Origin of the sequence: Marinomonas spartinae, assembly GCF_016461715.1 — a bacterium.
Classification (GTDB): Bacteria; Pseudomonadota; Gammaproteobacteria; order Pseudomonadales; family Marinomonadaceae; genus Marinomonas; species Marinomonas spartinae_A.
In genome coordinates this window covers 109678-129071 of sequence record NZ_JAEMUI010000002.1, presented here as the reverse complement: position 1 = coordinate 129071, position 19394 = coordinate 109678, and the positions used below count along the sequence as shown (strand labels likewise).

Annotated in this window: 17 protein-coding genes and 2 tRNA genes; 3 read left to right on the top strand and 16 right to left on the bottom strand. The window is 43.1% G+C overall.

All coding sequences use genetic code 11. From position 1 onward, the window contains the following. Positions 1-12 precede the first annotated feature (12 nt). The gene (locus JHD45_RS02480; protein ID WP_199474618.1) at positions 13-942 is read left to right on the top strand and encodes a Dyp-type peroxidase; all 930 of its coding nucleotides are present in this window, start codon (positions 13-15) and stop codon (positions 940-942) included. 91 nt (positions 943-1033) lie between these two features. On the opposite strand, the gene JHD45_RS02475 is transcribed toward JHD45_RS02480, so the two are convergent. The 8 genes from JHD45_RS02475 to JHD45_RS02440 all read right to left on the bottom strand — a co-directional run bounded on the left by JHD45_RS02475 (position 1034) and on the right by JHD45_RS02440 (position 9545). Then, positions 1034-2860 (bottom strand): SurA N-terminal domain-containing protein, encoded by a 1827-nt coding sequence (locus JHD45_RS02475; protein WP_199474617.1) that lies wholly within the window; start codon positions 2858-2860, stop codon positions 1034-1036. 77 nt (positions 2861-2937) lie between these two features. Then, a tRNA-Asp gene (locus JHD45_RS02470) sits at positions 2938-3014 on the bottom strand. 7 nt (positions 3015-3021) lie between these two features. Beyond that, complete coding sequence (locus JHD45_RS02465) at positions 3022-3294, bottom strand: HU family DNA-binding protein (RefSeq protein WP_199474616.1); 273 nt, start codon at positions 3292-3294, stop codon at positions 3022-3024. A gap of 129 nt (positions 3295-3423) precedes the next feature. Beyond that, on the bottom strand, positions 3424-5811 hold the full coding sequence (gene lon, locus JHD45_RS02460) for an endopeptidase La (RefSeq protein WP_199474615.1): 2388 nt from the start codon (positions 5809-5811) through the stop codon (positions 3424-3426). Between the two features lie 206 nt (positions 5812-6017). After that, positions 6018-7301: an ATP-dependent protease ATP-binding subunit ClpX gene (gene clpX / locus JHD45_RS02455; protein ID WP_199474614.1), complete on the bottom strand. Its 1284-nt coding sequence runs from the start codon at positions 7299-7301 to the stop codon at positions 6018-6020. 14 nt (positions 7302-7315) lie between these two features. Continuing rightward, positions 7316-7948, bottom strand: a complete 633-nt coding sequence (gene clpP / locus JHD45_RS02450) for an ATP-dependent Clp endopeptidase proteolytic subunit ClpP (RefSeq protein ID WP_199474613.1) — start codon at positions 7946-7948, stop codon at positions 7316-7318. A gap of 74 nt (positions 7949-8022) precedes the next feature. After that, complete coding sequence (gene tig, locus JHD45_RS02445; RefSeq protein WP_199474612.1) at positions 8023-9351, bottom strand: trigger factor; 1329 nt, start codon at positions 9349-9351, stop codon at positions 8023-8025. A gap of 117 nt (positions 9352-9468) precedes the next feature. Next, positions 9469-9545 (bottom strand) — tRNA-Arg (locus tag JHD45_RS02440). Between the two features lie 366 nt (positions 9546-9911). On the opposite strand from JHD45_RS02440, the gene JHD45_RS02435 reads away from it, so the two are divergent. Next, positions 9912-10754, top strand: coding sequence for a YihY family inner membrane protein (locus tag JHD45_RS02435; RefSeq protein WP_199474611.1), 843 nt, complete (start codon positions 9912-9914; stop codon positions 10752-10754). A gap of 35 nt (positions 10755-10789) precedes the next feature. Continuing rightward, positions 10790-11341 (top strand): hypoxanthine-guanine phosphoribosyltransferase, encoded by a 552-nt coding sequence (locus JHD45_RS02430; RefSeq protein ID WP_199474610.1) that lies wholly within the window; start codon positions 10790-10792, stop codon positions 11339-11341. A gap of 122 nt (positions 11342-11463) precedes the next feature. Here the strand turns inward: JHD45_RS02430 and sthA are convergent, their stop codons facing one another. The 8 genes from sthA to JHD45_RS02390 all read right to left on the bottom strand — a co-directional run bounded on the left by sthA (position 11464) and on the right by JHD45_RS02390 (position 19310). Next, positions 11464-12858 (bottom strand): Si-specific NAD(P)(+) transhydrogenase, encoded by a 1395-nt coding sequence (gene sthA / locus JHD45_RS02425; RefSeq protein ID WP_199474609.1) that lies wholly within the window; start codon positions 12856-12858, stop codon positions 11464-11466. Positions 12859-12878: 20 nt separating this feature from the next. Next, positions 12879-13115 carry a (Na+)-NQR maturation NqrM gene (gene nqrM, locus JHD45_RS02420; protein WP_199474608.1) on the bottom strand — a complete coding sequence of 79 codons (237 nt, stop codon included), beginning with the start codon at positions 13113-13115 and terminating at the stop codon, positions 12879-12881. Between the two features lie 330 nt (positions 13116-13445). Beyond that, positions 13446-14669 carry an NADH:ubiquinone reductase (Na(+)-transporting) subunit F gene (nqrF, locus tag JHD45_RS02415; RefSeq protein ID WP_199474607.1) on the bottom strand — a complete coding sequence of 408 codons (1224 nt, stop codon included), beginning with the start codon at positions 14667-14669 and terminating at the stop codon, positions 13446-13448. Positions 14670-14708: 39 nt separating this feature from the next. Next, on the bottom strand, positions 14709-15317 hold the full coding sequence (gene nqrE, locus JHD45_RS02410; protein ID WP_067015186.1) for an NADH:ubiquinone reductase (Na(+)-transporting) subunit E: 609 nt from the start codon (positions 15315-15317) through the stop codon (positions 14709-14711). After that, on the bottom strand, positions 15318-15980 hold the full coding sequence (locus tag JHD45_RS02405) for an NADH:ubiquinone reductase (Na(+)-transporting) subunit D (RefSeq protein WP_067015188.1): 663 nt from the start codon (positions 15978-15980) through the stop codon (positions 15318-15320). It abuts the gene before it with no gap. Continuing rightward, entirely contained in the window at positions 15980-16780 is an 801-nt protein-coding gene (locus JHD45_RS02400) for a Na(+)-translocating NADH-quinone reductase subunit C (RefSeq protein WP_199474606.1), read from the bottom strand. The genes JHD45_RS02405 and JHD45_RS02400 overlap by 1 nt, the downstream gene beginning before the upstream one ends. After that, positions 16773-17969, bottom strand: a complete 1197-nt coding sequence (locus tag JHD45_RS02395) for an NADH:ubiquinone reductase (Na(+)-transporting) subunit B (protein WP_199474605.1) — start codon at positions 17967-17969, stop codon at positions 16773-16775. Before JHD45_RS02395 ends, JHD45_RS02400 begins: the two co-directional genes overlap by 8 nt. A 3-nt stretch (positions 17970-17972) precedes the next feature. Continuing rightward, positions 17973-19310, bottom strand: coding sequence for a Na(+)-translocating NADH-quinone reductase subunit A (locus tag JHD45_RS02390; protein ID WP_199474604.1), 1338 nt, complete (start codon positions 19308-19310; stop codon positions 17973-17975). Between the last annotated feature and the right edge of the window lie 84 nt (positions 19311-19394).

Below are 19394 nucleotides of genomic sequence, written 5' to 3'. Positions count from 1 at the left end.
AAGCGGTAAATCATGACCCACACATTTCAGTCTGGCATCATTCCAGAAGCATCTAGCGATGCTCTATTTATCACCTTTGATGTCAAAAAAGAGCATATTGCTTGCGCGAAAAAAGCGCTATCCATGAGCCCAATTATTATCGGAGAACTGCAACAACAATTCCCAGATGCACAACTTTATGCCTCTATTGGCATCAGTGATGCTGCGTGGGCGTATTTTGACGAAAACGGGCGACCAGCAGAATTAGCCCCCTTCCCTCATTTTTCCCACAATGGTATTGAAGTTGGCGAGACAAAAGGAGACTTGGTATTTCATATTCGATCAATGCGCAGGGATACCTCCTATCTACTTGCCAACGCCCTTTATCAAGCGTTTGATGATAGCCTGAACATCATCGATGAAGTCAGCTGTTTCAAATACTTGGATAATCGAGACCTAACAGGTTTTATCGACGGCACCGAGAATCCTGAAGGAGAGGCCAGAAAGGCAGTAGCTCTTGTTGGTGAGGAAGATGCTCAATTTAAAAATGGCTCCTATCTAAATCTTATGCGCTTTGAGCATGACCTAACCAAATGGGAGCAGCTAGACCTTAAGACCCAAGAAGACACCTACGGACGCACTAAGTACGCAAACGAAGAGTACGCTTCCAAAGATAAATCGGCCCATGCTCATACCAAACGCACGTCGATTAAAGACCCTAATGGAAAATCACTGGAAATACTTCGTCACAGCATGCCATTTGCTTCATTAACCTGTAAAGGTCTTATGTTTGCCAGTTACAGTAAAACGCCCGCCATTTTTAACCAAATGCTAAAAAGCATGGTAGAAGGTGATGAAAATGGCAACCAAGACCATTTGATGCAATACACCACAGCCAAGACAGGCAACGCCTTCTTTGTTCCTCCCGTTACTTGGTTAGAAAGTTTGAGAAACGATATATAGCCCAGTAAGTAAATCAGTCAAACGAAAAAAGCCAGCAATTTGCTGGCTTTTTCATTCTACCCTCTGACAGATTTGTCCAAGAGTAACTAGATCACAAGTTTGTTTCTATGTCAGCTTTACTCTTTAGCCACTCTCTTTGTGATATAAGATTCATCTTAGATTCGGTCTCACGAAGATATTGCCCATAAGCCTGTTCTTGACTATCTGAGGCTTTATCCGATCCCGCTTGAACCTTATTTAAACGAATTAAAACAAGGTCACCATCCTCTAAAGTCTTAATTGCCACAACAGGTTTTCCTTCCGGATGCGCCATAGTAAAGGCTAAAGAGGCAATTTCATCCTGACCACGCTTCGCTAACTTAACAGACGTCCACTTAGTATTTGGACTCGTTTCTGCTGCTTTCGCTTGAGCCATAATGGCAGCTTCTGCTTTTTCTTGCACCAGCTTAGATGTCACTTCTTTTTTCGCTTGCTCGAAAGATTGCACAGACTCAGGTTTATGATCCGCTAAATGGATCACAACCACCTTATTGTCCCCCAAATCAATCAAGTCACTATTTTGCCCATCTTTAAGGACCGTTTCACCAAATGCAGCACTAATAACCGCCGCATTAGACGTAATAGCACTACTACCGCCATCACGACTGAAGTAATTGCTGGTTTGAACCTTCACACCATACTCATTGGCAAGCGGTTTAAGCTGATCACTTGCATAGGCCAAATCAGAAATATTTTCATGAGCAGCAAACAGTGCTTCTTGCGCTTTTTTGGCAACTACTTGTTTTTCTAAAGCCGCTTTTTTCTCTTCAAAAGAAGGGACTTTCGGATCTTTGATGGCTTCTAGCTTGATTAAATGCCAACCAAACTTTGTTTTTACTTCCTTAACTTGGCCTTTTTTCATACTAAACAAAGCGTCTTCAAATGGTTTAACCATTGTTCCTTGAGTAATATAACCTAACTCACCACCTTGTTTCTTAGAGCCAATGTCATCAGAATATTCTTTGGCTAACTCGGCAAAACTTACGCCTTTCGCCAACTGAGCTTTGATCTTATCCAAGATCGCTTTCGCTTGTTTTTCAGTATGAGTGTTGTCAATCAGAATATGAGATGCTTTACGCTCTTCTTTAGGAAGGCCAGCAACAAACGCCTTGTACGCTTCTTGAAGATCAGCATCGGTCACTTTGACTTTGTCGGCAAAATCCGCAGGCGTTAGCTCAACATAATTGATTTTTACTTGCTCCGGCGTTTTGAATTCGTTTTTATGCTCATCGTAATAAGCTTTTAGCTCTTTGTCTGTCACGTTCGTTTTCTCTGCTTGATCAGCCAAAGAGAACTTAACGTAGTCATAAGAACGCTCTTGAGATTGCAACTGAGCGATGCTATCAACTTGATAAGGAAGAACAAAATCAGAATTCACAACACCTCTTTCAAGTTGTTGCGCTAAAATGCTTTCACGCACACGATTTTTAAACGCTAAAGGCGTAAAGCCCAACGTACGAATAAAGTTCACATACTTGGTCTGGTCAAACTTACCATCGGTTTGAAACTGAGGGTTCTGCAGCAAATAAGAATCGACTTGACCATCTGACACGCCTAATTTAAGCGACGCAATTTGATTGTCAACTAAAGCACCTTGAATCAGGTCATTCAATGCATTTTTCTGCAACACATTCTCTTGCAGCATCGCTGGATTAACTTGGCCATTAGACATAGCAATCAACTGACGACGCTGAAGATCCGCTTCTTGCAACATCTGAGTACGAGTAATATCAGTACCATCCACCTTAGCGACCTTATCGGTTGAGGTAAAGCTTTTGACTAAGGCCTCGACGCCAAATAGAGCAAAAGTCACGACAATAAAACCAACAATGATCTTAACCACGATGCCTTGTGACTTATCTCTTATATCTTGGAGCATTCTGCCTCCACATGAGTTAATGATGTTTCTAAATAAAAAAGGTGTATTCCGCACGGAATACACCTTTTTGTGTCTAGTGGCGGAACAGACGGGACTCGAACCCGCGACCCCCTGCGTGACAGGCAGGTATTCTAACCAACTGAACTACTGCTCCTGACCCCTTAGTTTACAGCGTCTTTAAGACCTTTACCTGCTTTGAAACCTGGAACTTTAGCCGCTTTAATTTGAATTTCCTCACCAGTTTGAGGATTACGACCTGTGCGTGCTGCACGCTCTTTTACTTGAAAAGTACCAAACCCTACCAAAGTTACTTGATCCCCTTTAGACAGCGCTTCTTCTATTGCTTTTAACGTAGCATCCAACGCGTTGCCAGCAGCAGCTTTAGAAAGATCAGCAGAAGCCGCAATAGCCTCAATCAGTTCAGATTTATTCACGTTTTACCCCTTCAGTATTTTAAGTAGATCCTTAGAATCGTTTCGGCACTGTATTAAAAAATGCTCATAGATAAGGCCGAGCCAAAGTTATACAAGCCCTTCCTACCCCGTGTCAACACTGGGTTTGACCTAATGATGACTCACAGCTTCTTGTTCATCAACAGTTTTTTCTTTAGAAGTTAAGGTTTCTTCCTTTTTTGGTGAAGGAATGTACTCTAAAGCAATATCCAACACCTCATCAATCCACTTCACCGGAATAACTTTCATATCCGCTTTAATATTATCCGGAATCTCTTTTAGGTCACGGGCGTTTTCCTGTGGAATAACAACCGTTTTAATACCTCCTCGATGAGCCGCCAACAATTTTTCTTTCAAGCCACCAATCGGCAATACTTCGCCGCGCAAAGTAATCTCACCTGTCATAGCAACTGACGCCTTAACAGGGATCTTGGTCAAAACCGAAACAATGGCGGTACACATTGCGATACCAGCACTTGGACCGTCTTTTGGTGTAGCACCTTCAGGCACATGCAAGTGTAAATCGGTCTTCTCATGAAAATCCGCATCGATACCCAAACCAACAGCACGACTTCTAACGACAGTTAGAGCCGCCTGAATCGATTCCTGCATCACATCACCCAATGAGCCCGTTTTAACGTGACGACCTTTACCAGGCACGCCAGCGGCCTCTATGGTCAATAGCTCACCACCAACCGATGTCCACGCTAACCCAGTCACCTGACCAATCTGATTTTTCTCTTCCGCTTTACCGTAACTAAACTTATGAATTCCGGAGAAGTCTTCCAAATTATCAGAACTAACCACTACCGTATCAGCGCCTTTATTCAGTGTTTGTTGCTTGATAACACGGCGGCATATCTTACTCAGCTCGCGCTCCAAACCACGCACACCCGCTTCTTTGGTGTAATAACGGATAACATCCATTATTGCGTCGTCTGACACCTCAATCTCTTTGTCTTTCAAACCTGCTAGCTTAATTTGCTTAGGCAATAAATAACGCTTAGCAATATTTAGTTTTTCATCTTCTGTATAGCCTGGAATGCGAATGATTTCCATCCGATCCAACAACGGACCTGGAATATTCATACTATTTGACGTACAAATAAACATCACATCAGATAGGTCATAGTCTACTTCAAGATAATGGTCGCTAAACGTATGATTTTGCTCTGGATCTAACACTTCAAGTAGCGCTGATGCTGGATCACCCCGCTGATCCATTCCCATTTTATCGATTTCATCGAGTAAAAAGAGCGGGTTTTTCACCTTAATTTTAGCTAATTTTTGCAGCAATTTACCCGGCATAGAACCAATGTATGTGCGGCGATGACCACGAATTTCCGCTTCATCTCGCACCCCACCTAAAGCCATACGCACATACTTACGATTAACTGCTTTAGCAATGGATTGACCCAAAGAGGTTTTACCAACACCCGGAGGTCCCACCAAACATAATACAGGCCCCTTGACCTTTTTAACCCGTTGTTGAACGGCCAAAAATTCCAAAATACGCTCTTTCACGTCCTGTAAACCAAAGTGATCTTGGTTTAACACTTTTTCCGCATAAGCCAAATCATTTCGTACCTTGCTGCGCTTTTTCCAAGGAAGTGAAATCAACCAATCAATATAACCTCGCACAACTGTTGCTTCTGCAGACATAGGCGACATCATACGCAGTTTTTTCAACTCTCCTTCCGCTTTCTCGGTCGCCTCTTTGCTCATGCCCGATTCGTCGATTTTTTCTTGAAGCACATCAAGTTCATTACCACCGTCTTCCATGTCGCCCAGTTCTTTCTGAATGGCTTTCATTTGCTCATTTAGATAGTACTCGCGCTGACTTTTTTCCATTTGTTTTTTGACACGGCTACGAATATTTTTTTCAAGATGAGCGATATCCAGTTCGCCATCCATCAATGCCATTAAGTATTCGCCACGTTCAGTCAATGAAGCGATCTCAAGCACTTGCTGCTTATCTTCTAGCTTTAGACTCATATGACCCGTAATGCTATCAATAAGCTTTGACAAATCGTCAATGGACTTCACAGAGGTAACAACTTCAGCAGGAATGCGTTTGCTGCCCGCTACATATTCATCGAGCTGCTTTAGAAGTGCGGTACGAATTGCTGTATGTTCTGTTCCGCCATCATCTTCCGACTCTATCTCAGTAATGCGACCTGAGATGAATTCACCATCATCTTCAAGACCATCTAAGCGAGCACGGCTGCCCCCTTCCACCAAAACCTTTACGGTACCGTCGGGTAAACGAAGCAGTTGCATGACTTTCGCCGTTGTACCGATAGAATATAAATCATCCAATTGCGGGTCATCTTTTGAAGCATCTTGTTGAGCAACCAGAAAAACGTACTTATCATTTTCCATGGCCGCCTCAAGAGCGGCAATGGATTTAGGACGCCCAACAAATAACGGCAACACCATATGGGGGTATACGACCACGTCGCGTAGAGGCAACATTGGCATTTTCAGAAATTTCGACATATTTTTTTCCAATCCGGGCGCAAAATACCGCGCACTTTCATTTCATTCTATGATTAGGAAAGAGATAAGGACAATAATAAAAAAAACAACCGTATCAGCATGTTGAATTAAGTGTACATGCAGCTTGCAAATCTCACACTAAAAAAAAGCCGACTATGAATACAAAGATTCATACTCGGCTTTTAACTATAGCTTAAAAATCCAAATTAGCCGTTTTTCGCTAATTCTTCTTTTTCAAGAACCATCAGAGGAGAGGACTCTCCTCGCATTGAGGCACCGTCCATGACGACTTTCACAACATCACTACGCGTTGGCAAGTCGTACATGCAATCTAAGAGAGCTGATTCTAAAATACTGCGCAGCCCACGGGCCCCAGTCTTACGAACAAGAGCAAGTTTTGCCGCCTCTTTTAGAGACTCAGGGGTAAATTCAAGCTCAACCCCTTCCAACTCAAAAAGATGCTGATATTGCTTAGTTAAAGCATTCTTAGGCTCGCTTAGAATGGTCACTAAGGCCTCTTCATCCAATTCTGAAAGCGTTGCGACCACAGGTAATCGGCCAACAAACTCTGGAATCAGACCAAACTTAACCAAGTCTTCTGTTTCAACCTTGTGAACAGCTTCGGAAAAAGACTTTCCTTCATCCTTACTTTTCACGGTCGCAGCAAAACCGATACTACTTTTCTCAGTACGATCACTGATGACACGCTCAAGACCTGCAAACGCCCCACCACAAATAAATAGAATATTGGAGGTGTCTACTTGTAAGAACTCTTGCTGAGGATGCTTACGACCACCTTGAGGTGGCACAGAGGCAACCGTCCCCTCGATCAATTTCAATAGCGCTTGCTGAACCCCTTCACCAGACACATCACGAGTAATAGATGGGTTATCAGACTTACGCGAAATTTTGTCGATCTCATCAATGTAGACAATACCACGCTGCGCCTTTTCGACATCGTAATCACAGTTCTGTAGCAACTTCTGGATGATGTTTTCAACATCCTCACCTACATAACCCGCCTCCGTCAAAGTGGTTGCATCTGCAATGGTAAATGGAACATCCAAAACTCGAGCCAACGTTTGAGCTAACAAGGTTTTACCACTACCAGTCGGACCAATCAGCAAAATATTACTCTTGCCAAGCTCGACGTTATTATCCGTTTTTCCTTGATGACGCAAACGTTTGTAATGGTTGTAAACCGCAACGGCTAGAACGCGCTTAGCTTTATCTTGCCCAATAACATAATCATCAAGCGCCGCTCTTAACTTAGATGGTGTGGGTAATTCGTCACTCGCTTCACCCGATGAATCCCCTTGCAATAACTCTTGAGTAATAATGTTATTACACAGATCCACACACTCATTACAGATATAAACCGATGGCCCCGCAATTAATTTTTTTACTTCATCTTGGCTCTTTCCACAGAAAGAACAATATAGTAGCCGATCAGAGTGGTCACCACGGCTGCTAAATTTATCATCCGACATTTACTCCACCCTTTTTAAACTGTTCGTTTTTGTAAAATATCATCAATTAGACCGTACTCTTTCGCCATTTCTGGGTTCATAAAGTTATCACGATCGGTATCGACGGCAACTTGCTCAATGTCCTTACCAGTATGAAACGAGATAATTTCATTAAGTCTGTGTTTAATACTTAAAATTTCACGTGTATGAATTTCAATATCAGAAGCTTGACCTTGATATCCACCTAATGGTTGGTGAATCATAACACGAGAGTTAGGTAAGCAATAACGCTTACCAGCAGCACCTGCTGTAAGCAATAAAGCCCCCATGCTGGCCGCTTGACCAATACACATGGTACTGACATCAGGCTTAATGAACTGCATAGTATCGTAAATAGACATCCCCGCCGTGACAGAACCACCAGGAGAGTTAATATACAGGTGAATATCCTTATCTGGGTTTTCAGACTCTAAAAACAATAGCTGAGCAACAACCAGATTCGCCATGTGATCTTCCACTTGGCCCACCAAAAAAATGACTCGCTCCTTGAGCAAACGCGAATAGATATCGAATGATCTTTCTCCACGAGCCGTCTGCTCAATAACCATTGGAACAAGACCATTGCTAGTGATTGCAACAGGACCAGTAGTTGGGTTTTTCAAATTCATATCGCATTCCTTAAGACAAAAAAGCCGGCATAACAAATGCTATGCCGGCCTTATTTAAAAAGATAAGAAGAGGATTATGCTTCTTCGCCTTCTTTTTCAATTTGGGCTTCTGGCTTGATAGCGTCTTCGTAACCCAATGTTACATCAGTAATTTGGGCTGTTTCCAACAGTTTATCAACAACTTGCTCTTCAAGTACAGCAGATTGAACTTGTGAAAGCTGTTCTTTGTTCTTCAAGTAGTAATCGATCACTTGTTGTGGTTCTTGATAAGCCTGAGCCATATCTTCAAGGAAGGCACGAACGCGATCATCTTCTACTTTTAGCTCATGCTGCTTAATTACTTCAGCAATCAATAGACCTAGTTTAGCACGCTTAGAAGCTTCTTCTTGAAATAATTCAGCTGGTAACTGGGAAGCATCGAAACCTTGACCGCCAAACTGCTGAGCAGCTTGTTTACGCAAGGCGTCTACTTCTTGATCAACCATAGCGGATGGTACTTGAACGTCTCCATTAATAGACAATAGACCATCAAACAAGCTGTTTTTCAACTTCGCCTTAACCGCTTGATTCAATTCGCGCTCCATGTTCTTACGAACTTCGGCACGCAAAGCGTCTACAGTGGACTCTTCCAAACCAAATTTTTCAACAAAAGCATCATTCAGCTCAGGAATGATTTGCTCAGCAACTTCAGAAACGGTTATTTTGAAGGTTGCTTCTTTACCTTTCAAGTTTTCTGCCTGATAGTCTTCAGGGAAAGTCACAGAAATAGTGCGTTCTTCACCTGTCTTAGCCCCAAGGATACCGTCTTCGAAGCCAGGAATCATAGTCTTAGAGCCAAGTACCAATTTATGACCTTGTGCCGCACCACCGTCAAACGCTTCATCACCTAGGTAGCCAACAAAATCGATTGTTACCTGATCGCCGTCTGCAGCTTCACGCTCAACAGCAGACCAATCTGCATTTTGTTTGCGAAGCGTTTCAAGCATAGTATCAACGTCAGCATCAGTCACTTCAGAACTAACACGATTAACATTGATAGCCGATGCATCAGCCAACGTAATTTCTGGATAAACTTCCACTTTGGCGACAAATTCAAGATCTGCGCCTTCCGTTACGTTTTTAGGCTCAATAGATGGCATGCCTGCAGGCTGAATAGACTCTTTTTGTAGTGCTTCCATGTAGGCATCGCGCATAATCTGCTCAATAGCCTCCATACGAATACCTTGACCGTAACGTTTTTTAACAACACTTACAGGCACTTTGCCTTTACGGAAACCATCAATACGGATAGTTTTCGCAGTTTTAGCCACTTCAGAACTTACTTTTTCTTCGATTCGAGCAGCAGGAACGCTGATTGTAAGAATGCGCTCGATTGGAGACGTTGTCTCTACAGAAACTTGCATAAAACTTCCTCTCGGGAATGTGCTTTAACTTGTTGATGTTGCCACGGTTAAACTTAATCACCAGTCGAAAACATCAACAAAACCTAAATTTAAACCTATTAAAGTAATGGACTGAAATGGTGCTCCGTACTGGATTCGAACCAGTGACCTACCGCTTAGAAGGCGGTTGCTCTATCCAACTGAGCTAACGGAACAAAGCTCATTACATTTCATTTGGTGGGCTATTATAGGGATGGAATATCAATCGTCAACTCAAAGACATAAAAAAGCCCAGTAAACTGGGCTAAAAAATGACTTTTCGTCACCAAGGAACCGAATCCAACTAAAAAAATTTAGCTTTCAACGGAACAAATATCACAAAAGGAACAAGATACATACTACCGATAACCAAACAATAAAACAAGCCCAATGCCCCAATTCTACTCGCTTTGCACCATATTTGTGCTTTGTACACATACTTTTACTTATCACGACCTTTTGCATGACAAATAGGCGATATACTTAAAAAAAACATTCATAATAAAATCATCTCACTTGAGCTTATTTATGAGGATTACCCAATGCAAGAGCGTTTTCGCTACCTCTATATTCTTAGTAAACGCTACACCCATCATACTTCATCACGTTTTATACAAAGCAATTTGACACAACGAGCGGCACAACTCACCTTATCAAGCTTACTGGCCGCCGTACCGATCATCACTATCGTGATCGGCATCCTTGGGCTAACCCCTGCTCTAAAAGATATGCAAACACAGCTGTTTAATTTTCTTAGCACTCATTTAACACCAGGAACAACAGACACCATTTTTCCCTATTTGATTAAATTTTCTCAGCAAGCAAAAAACCTTCCTGCTGCCGGAATCGTGACACTGTTTATTACGGCCCTTCTGCTACTGAACACATTTGAGGGCAGCGTCCAATCCATTTGGAATATAAAAAAACAACGAAAAATTCGTGACAAACTGCTCACTTATTGGGCAATACTCACCCTTGGCCCGATTATTTTTGCCGCCTCGCTGAGCTTATACGGCACATTATTGTCTTATGAAATCAGAGACATTCAAGCGAGCGAACCGATTAAATACTTAATCGACTTTGGTAGCTATGCGTTGTATTTTTTTATGTTATTTACCCTAAATTTTTTGACACCTAATACCGATGTTTCATTGAGAATTGCCGCCTTTGCCTCATTTATTGGTAGCATTGGATTGTTTCTACTGAACACTTTATTCGGTAGTTTTGCTCATTTTTTCAGCTCCTACCAAGTGGTTTACGGTGCATTTGCCGCTTTGCCGATTTTTTTAATCTGGCTTCAGTCCACGTGGATCATTATTTTGGCATCAACTTGCCTATGCGCGAGCATCCATCACATTAAGAGCTTAGCATTCGATCAAGATTAGGTTAAAATTGCTGAAATTTTTTAACAGAGTTAGCCATGATCAACAAAATTAACGATCTAAACACCATTTTAGAACAAGCCGACTGCCTAGTCAGCGAACAACAAATTGATAACGCCTTAGACAAAATGGGCGAACAAATCACCAAAGATTTACAAGACACCTTCCCTCTGGTCATCTGTGTCATGAATGGCGGACTGATACCAACCGCAGGCATACTTGATCGCCTTTCGTTTCCCTTAGAGCTTGATTATGTTCATGCCACTCGTTATGGGATGGAAACAGAAGGCACTTCTCTTAAATGGCTAAGTTATCCTCAAACGGATATAAAAAATCGTGATATTTTGATTATTGACGATATTTTTGATCAAGGGCACACCTTAAAAGCCATCATCGAATGGTTCGAGCAACAAGGAGCCAAAAAAGTCTACTCTGCTACGGTTATCAACAAGCTGCATAACCGCAAAATCAATCTAACACCAAATTACATTGGCGTGGACGTAGAAGACCGCTTTTTGTTTGGCTACGGCATGGATTACAAAGGTGCATTTCGTAATCTAAAAGGCATTTACGCTATTAAAGACAGCTAACCAACACCACACCCCTTCTTTCCACTCTCGCGAAAAAAGGCGCTAGCTCGAAAAGCTAGCGCCTTTTTTAATTTTACTCACCGAGCAAGCAATCTAACGCTCACTCAAAACAACATTGCTTATTAGAAGACTCGATTAAAACCATTCAATGCGGCCACACGGTAAGCTTCGGCCATCGTTGGATAGTTAAACGTCGTATTCAAAAAGTACTTCAAGGTATTTTGCTCACCCGGTTGCTTCATAATCGCTTGGCCGATGTGAATAATCTCCGACGCTTGGTCACCAAAACAATGAATCCCTAAAATCGCCAGAGTTTCGCGGTGAAAAAGAATTTTTAACATACCAACCGCTTCCCCAGTGATCTGAGCTCGAGCAGTATTTTTAAAGAAAGCACGCCCAACCTCGTAAGGTACTTTCTCCGCGGTTAACTCGGCCTCAGTCTTACCTACCGAACTGATTTCAGGAATCGTATAGATACCAGTTGGCACTTCATTAACAAAATGACCACCCTCTATACCAAACATATTAGCAGCAACAGCACGACCTTGATCATAAGCCGCACTGGCTAAACTTGGCCAACCAATAACATCACCTGCGGCGTAAACATTCTCTACTGCCGTTTGATAAGCATGATTAACTGACAACTGTCCACGACTATTTGGCTCTAAACCAATATTTTCAAGCCCTAACGACTCTGTATTACCGGATCGGCCATTACAAAATAACAGAGCATCAGCCCGCAACTTTTTGCCGGATACCATGTTCATCACAACACCACGACCCGTCGTTTCTACGGATTCGAAAGTCTCGTTATGACGGATTAGCACCCCGCCATCTCGTAAGTGGTAGCTCAATCCGTCGGTGATTTCTTCATCTAGGAAGCTGAGCAATTTCTTGCCTGGGTTAATCAACTCGACGCGTACACCTAAACCACAAAAAATAGAAGCGTACTCACAACCGATAACGCCCGCACCATAAATAATCAAAGAACGAGGTGTATGGCTCAAACTTAGAATCGTATCTGAGCAATAAATGCGAGGATGAGTGAAATCAATACTAGTGGGGCGATAAGGACGAGACCCTGTCGCAATCACAACATTCTTTGCAACCAGCTCCTCAGGACCACGTTCGTAGGTGTTCACCTCAATCGTATTCGCATCTTTAAACTTACCACGACCAAAATAAATATCGATGCGATTACGAGCATAATACTCAGTTCTTCCCATCACTTGCTTATCAATCACCTTATTCGCACGATCAAGTACCTTAGGAAATGAGAACCAACGAGGCTCACCAATATCACGGAACATCGGGTTGGTGTTAAAAGCGATGATCTCTTTCACTGCATGACGCAGTGCTTTTGATGGAATCGTTCCAAGATGCGTACAACTACCACCTACTTGTGGACTTGCTTCCACTACAGCCACTTTTTTTCCAGCTTTGGCTGCATTCATCGCAGCCCCTTCACCAGCAGGGCCTGTGCCTAATACTACGACATCATAATGTCTCGTCGTCATTTTATCCCCTTCAAATATAATTACTTAGATGCATCGTAGAACGCTTCATCCGATACATTTTTTTGAGTGGCTAATTTTTTAGACTCTTTTTCACACTTCCCTTTATCTCCACCACAGATATCACATGCGACTTCCATTCCAAGTGCACTCATTCCACCACATGAACCCGCAATAGGCTTTCTTCCCATCATGACACCGACTGCCATTGCGGCAACGACAGCCAACATCAAAGCAAACACTAAAACTGCAGTTAACATAACTAATCCTCCTATCCGGAAAAGCACCATGAGCTTTTCCTTACTCAGGCAATCAAGGCGCTAGCTAAAGCATAGATCACAAAAGCCGAGCATCTCTTGACTGCTTATTCGAAAATTAGCGAATAAGCCAATCTTCGCTTCATTATTCGGTATCCCATTATAAAGCTTTTTGCATAAGGCGCGCACTCTACCCCATCTAAAAAGCCAATCAAATTAGGAGAAAATATGATAAGTTGTTGAAAGCCAATTCAAATACTTACATATAGTCCCTTTGCTCTTTAAGAGACACTAAAAAAAAGACCCACCTAAGAGGCGGGTCTTTTTTGGCTGCTAGCCACCGAAGTCATCAAGAAGAATATTTTCCTTCTCAACCCCAAGGTCCTCTAGCATTTTAATAACAGACGCATTCATCATTGGTGGTCCACACATGTAGAACTCACAATCTTCTGGCGCAGGATGATCCTTCAAATAGTTTTCATACAACACGTTATGAATAAAGCCTGTTTTACCTTCCCAGTTATCTTCCGGAAGTGGATCTGACAAGGCCAAATGCCATTCGAAGTTTTCATTTTCTTCTTGAAGCTTATCGTATTCTTCAATATAAAACGCTTCTCGCATACTCCGTGCACCGTACCAGAAAGAAATCTTTCTCTTAGAGTGCAAGCGCTTAAGCTGATCAAAAATATGAGACCGCATAGGCGCCATACCAGCACCACCACCGATAAAGACCATTTCAGCATCGGTATCTTTTGCAAAGAACTCACCAAACGGACCATATACCTTGATTTTATCACCTGGTTTTAAACTAAAAACGTAAGATGACATCTGACCAGGCGGCACATTATCTTTTCTTGGAGGTGGCGACGCAATACGAATATTAAACTTAACCAACCCTTTCTCTTCTGGGTAGTTAGCCATCGAGTAAGCACGAATGACGGTTTCATCCACTTTAGAGGTAAACTTCCAAAGATTGAATTGATCCCAATCTCCACGATACTCCTCTTCAATATCAAAGTCTTTGTAATGAACCGTATGCGGTGGCGCTTCCAACTGAACATAACCACCAGCACGAAAATCAACGTTTTCGCCTTCTGGGAGTTTAAGCGTCAACTCTTTGATAAAGGTCGCCACATTGGGGTTAGACTCAACGGTACAATCCCAAGCCTTAACACCAAACACTTCTTCTGGCACCTCAACTTCCATATCCTGTTTAACCGATACCTGACATGAAAGTCGATAGCCTTCTTTTTCATCTCGACGAGTAAAGTGAGACTGCTCAGTAGACAGCATAGAACCGCCACCACTCAAAACTTTACACTTACACTGCGCGCAGGTTCCCCCGCCACCACAGGCTGAGGATAAAAAGATACCGCTATTTGCTAGGGTTTGGAGTAACTTACCACCTGCTGGTGCAGTTACCTCCTTTTCTCCATTGATGCGAATTGTGACATCCCCAGAACTCACCAGCTTCGCTCGAGCAGCAAGGATAATCGCCACCAGAGCCAGCACGATCGCTGTGAACATCACTACACCTAGAATAATTTCTAAGTTCATGTTTGTTAAACCTTATTCTTGGTTGTCCATTTTATGCAATTAAAGCTGCACACCAGAAAATGACATAAAGCCTAAGCTCATCAAGCCCACAGTGATGAAGGTAATACCTAAACCACGCAGACCCGCTGGTACGTCCGAATATTTGAGCTTTTCACGAATACCCGCCAACGCCACAATAGCCAAAGCCCAACCGATACCAGCACCAACACCGTAAACCACACTTTCACTGAAATTGTAATCGCGCTCAACCATGAACAGCGACGCACCCATAATGGCACAGTTAACAGTAATCAGAGGCAAGAACACACCAAGCGCGTTGTACAATGCAGGAACATACTTATCCAGCGTCATCTCCAAAATCTGAACCACAGCAGCAATAACACCGATGTAGCTCAATAACCCCAAGAAGCTTAAATCGACATTGGGTAAACCTGCCCACTCAAGCGCTCCGTCTTTCAACAGGTTCTGATACAACAAATTGTTAAGAGGCACCGTGATAGCAAGCACTACAATAACGGCTACCCCAAGACCCAGAGCCGTTTCAACTTTCTTGGACAAAGCCAACAAAGTACACATCCCCAAGAAGAAGGCCAACGCCATATTCTCAACGAAAACAGCCTTAACAAATAAACTGATTAAATGTTCCATTTATAAAGCCTCCTGCGCACGTGAATTAGCCGCTATTTTGAATTCAGGCTCTTCCACTTGTTCTTTTTTCGCTGAGCGCAATACCCAGATAATAAGACCAATAACAAAGAAAGCACTTGGAGGAAGAAGCATCAAGCCATTAGGTTGATACCAACCACCGTTTTGGACCGTTTGAAAAACAACATGACCAAAGAGTTTGCCTGCACCAAGTAGCTCACGGAAAAAGGCAACCACCATTAACATGGCGCTGTACCCAAGGCCGTTACCAATACCATCCAAGAAACTCATCACAGGGCCATTTTGCATGGCATAGGCTTCTGCACGCCCCATAACGATACAGTTTGTGATGATCAAGCCAACAAACACGGAAAGCTGTTTACTTATTTCAAAGGCAAACGCACGTAGCACTTGATCCACAACGATAACCAAAGAAGCAATAATGATCATCTGTACAATGATACGAATACTGCTAGGAATATGATTACGAATTATTGAAATAAAGAAGTTAGAAAAGGCGGTTACCAAGGTCAACGCAATCGCCATTACTAAACTCACACTCATGCTACTGGTCACCGCAAGAGCCGAACAGATCCCCAAGATCTGTAGAGCAATTGGGTTATTCGCTAAAATGGGTCCAAAAAGGACTTTTTTCACTTCAGACATCATTGAACTCCTTTGCTACGAAGCTTTGCCAAGAAAGGCCCAAAGCCATGTTTACCCATCCAGTACTGCACCAGATGCGTAACACCACGACTGGTCAAGGTCGCCCCAGATAAAGCATCTACTTCATGAACCGCATCAGGACTAGCATTGTTTACACCACCTTTTACCAAGCGAATAACAGGCTTGCCTTGGTTGTTATAAACTTCTTTACCTTTCCACAACGCTTTCCAGTTTGGATTATCTACTTCACCACCTAACCCAGGTGTTTCACCTTGATCATAAAAACCAAAGCCAACAACAGTAGAGTAATCATTCTTAAGTGCTATAAACCCATACATTGTTGACCAAAGTCCGTAACCGTGAACAGGCAGGACGATTTTATTAATTTTATCGCCAGACATCACCAAATACACTGGTGCGTATTTCGCACGACGCTTAATGTCCGCTGGATCTTCATCAGCAGGCAAAGCGCGAGACAGTTTAGGGTTTTGAGCCGCTGCTTTTTGATCGTAGGTCAGTGGGTTTATCCCTGCTGCTTTGAGCTCTTCTGGAGTAGCAAATTCACCTGTGTCCAGATTAACAATTCGCGTTTCGACGCGTTTGAAAAGCTCGTCAACAGATTTACCTGGCTCTAACATCCCAGCCGCAGCCAAGATATTTTGTTTCCGGTCTAGAGCTTTATTGGCTTTTTGAATCGGCTTTAAACCAACCGCCGCAGCCGCAACAAAGATAGAACAAACCAAACATAGAGCCAGCGCAACCAATATCGTCTTTTTGATGCTTTCGTTACCGCTAGCCATTGCGTGCAATCCTCCGTTTAATGTTTGCCTGAACGATAAAATGATCTATAAAAGGTGCAAACAAGTTAGCAAACAAAATTGCCAACATCATACCTTCTGGGTAGGCAGGGTTAACCACACGAATTAACACCACCATTACGCCAATTAAGGCACCATAGAACCACTTACCACGCTGAGTCATAGAGGCAGACACAGGATCCGTCGCCATAAACATCATGCCGAAAGCAAAGCCACCCAGCACCATATGCCAGTACCAAGGTGTCGCAAACATTGGATTGGTATCGGAACCTATCCAATTAAACAGCGACGATGTTGCGATCATACCGATCATCACACCTGCAACGATACGCCAAGAAGCAATGCGCATCACCATTAGAATGGCACCACCAATGAAGATCGCCAAGGTTGATGTTTCACCCATTGAACCCTGAATAAAGCCAAAGAAAGCATCAGACCAGGTTGTGGTCAAACTTGTCACACCATCCGCTGCAATTTGGCTTAATGGCGTTGCTCCGGAGAAGCCATCAACCGCCGTCCAAACAGAATCACCTGACATGGAAGCTGGGTAAGCAAAGAACAAAAATGCTCGACCCGCCAAGGCAGGGTTAAGAAAGTTCTTACCTGTGCCGCCAAATACCTCTTTACCCAATACCACACCAAAGGTAATACCGAGTGCGACCTGCCAAAGAGGCACAGTCGGTGGCATTGTCAAAGCGAATAGAATAGAGGTAACAAAGAAGCCTTCGTTTATTTCATGTTTACGAACGGTCGCAAACAAGACTTCCCAAAAACCACCCACCACAAAGGTAACAAGGTAAACAGGCAAAAAGTAAGCCGCCCCATACACCATATTATCCCAAATACTGGCAGGATTATGACCAGCCAAAGCCCCAATAATAGACTGGTGCCAAGACTCGCCAGCGCTAGTATGCATGGCTGCAATAGCCGTATTAGCCTGCAAACCAATATTGTACATACCAAAAAACATGGCAGGGAAAGTACATAGCCACACCAATATCATGATGCGCTTCATATCAACAGCATCACGTACGTGAGAGCCGTTCTTCGTTACTGAGCTTGGGCGATAAAAAATCGTATCAACCGCTTCATAAAGCGCATACCATTTTTCATATTTACCACCTGCATGAAACTCAGGTTCCATTTTATCGAGTACTTTTCTAAGCCCCATAAATCAACCCTCTTTCTCTATCAGAGTTAGACAATCCCGAAGGATCGGGCCGTATTCAAACTTACCCGAACAACTGTAAGTGCACAGCGCTAAATCTTCTTCATCTAACTCTAGAGCGCCCAATTTCTGCGCCTGTTCTGTATCCCCTACCACCAATGCTCGCAACAATTGAGTTGGCAAAATATCTAGCGGCATTAAGCGTTCAAAATGGCCAAGTGGTAACATAGTCCGATCACTGCCATTGGTTGTTGTTGTCATATCAAATGATGACGCCCCTGTGAGTTTAGACAAGAAAACATTTAATACAGAATGTTTTTTTGCTCCCGCTCGCAAGTAATGCATCATTTCACGTTCGCGTCCTTCTTGAAGCACAGTGACCTGATTATGATAGCGACCAAGATAAGCAAATGGTCCAAACGCTTTACGGCCTGTTAAAACAGAACCAGAGATAACACGGTTCTCACCGTCTTTTAATTCATTGGCCATTAACACATCAAGGTTTACACCCAACTGGGTACGAACAAGACGTGGCTTTTTCACTTGAGGCCCAGCAATGGCTATTACACGCTCAACAAACAGTTCACCCGTCAGGAACAACTTACCGATTGCAACCACATCTTGATAATTGATAGACCAAACGGTTTTCTTTTCACTAACTGGGTCCAAGAAGTGAATATGCGTACCCGCTAAACCGGCAGGATGAATACCCGCAAATTCTTCTACTTTAACATCCGACGTTGTAGGAATTTTCGCATCAGGCGCTTTACACACAAAAACGCTTCCTGATGTCAAACGTGTTAATATGGTCAGACCATCAGCAAACGCTTCGCTTTGATCAGCCAAAACAACTTCAGGAGAAGCCGCCAACGGATTGGTATCCATTGCCGTAACAAAGATAGAGTGAGGTTCAGAGGCAATTTCGGGCACTTTAGAGTACGGGCGGGTACGAAAAGCGGTCCATAAGCCAGAATCAACTAAGTTCTCAACCACTTTATCACGATCAAGACCTTTCAACTCTGTGCCAGCATAGGAAGCAAAGGACTCGGCTTCATTTCCTTCAACATCAATCACCACAGACTGAAACACACGTCGTTGACCGCGATGAATAGAAGAGATAACACCTGAGGCAGGAGCGGTGTACTTTACCCCTTCCGTTTTTTTATCCGTAAAGATGACCTGTCCTTTTTTGACCTTATCCCCTTCCTGAACCATCATGGTGGGTTTCATACCATGGTAGTCAGGACCGATCACAGCAACGGATTTTGCCGTTGCCACATTCTCAATCACCTGATTGGGAGCGCCGCTGATCGGAAGATCTAGGCCTTTAGTAATTTTATACATATGTTCTGCCCAACAACAAATTGAACACAAAAGCGTTGTACGTTTTGCTCACGACCCCCTCCGGGAAAACATTCGAAAGCGAAT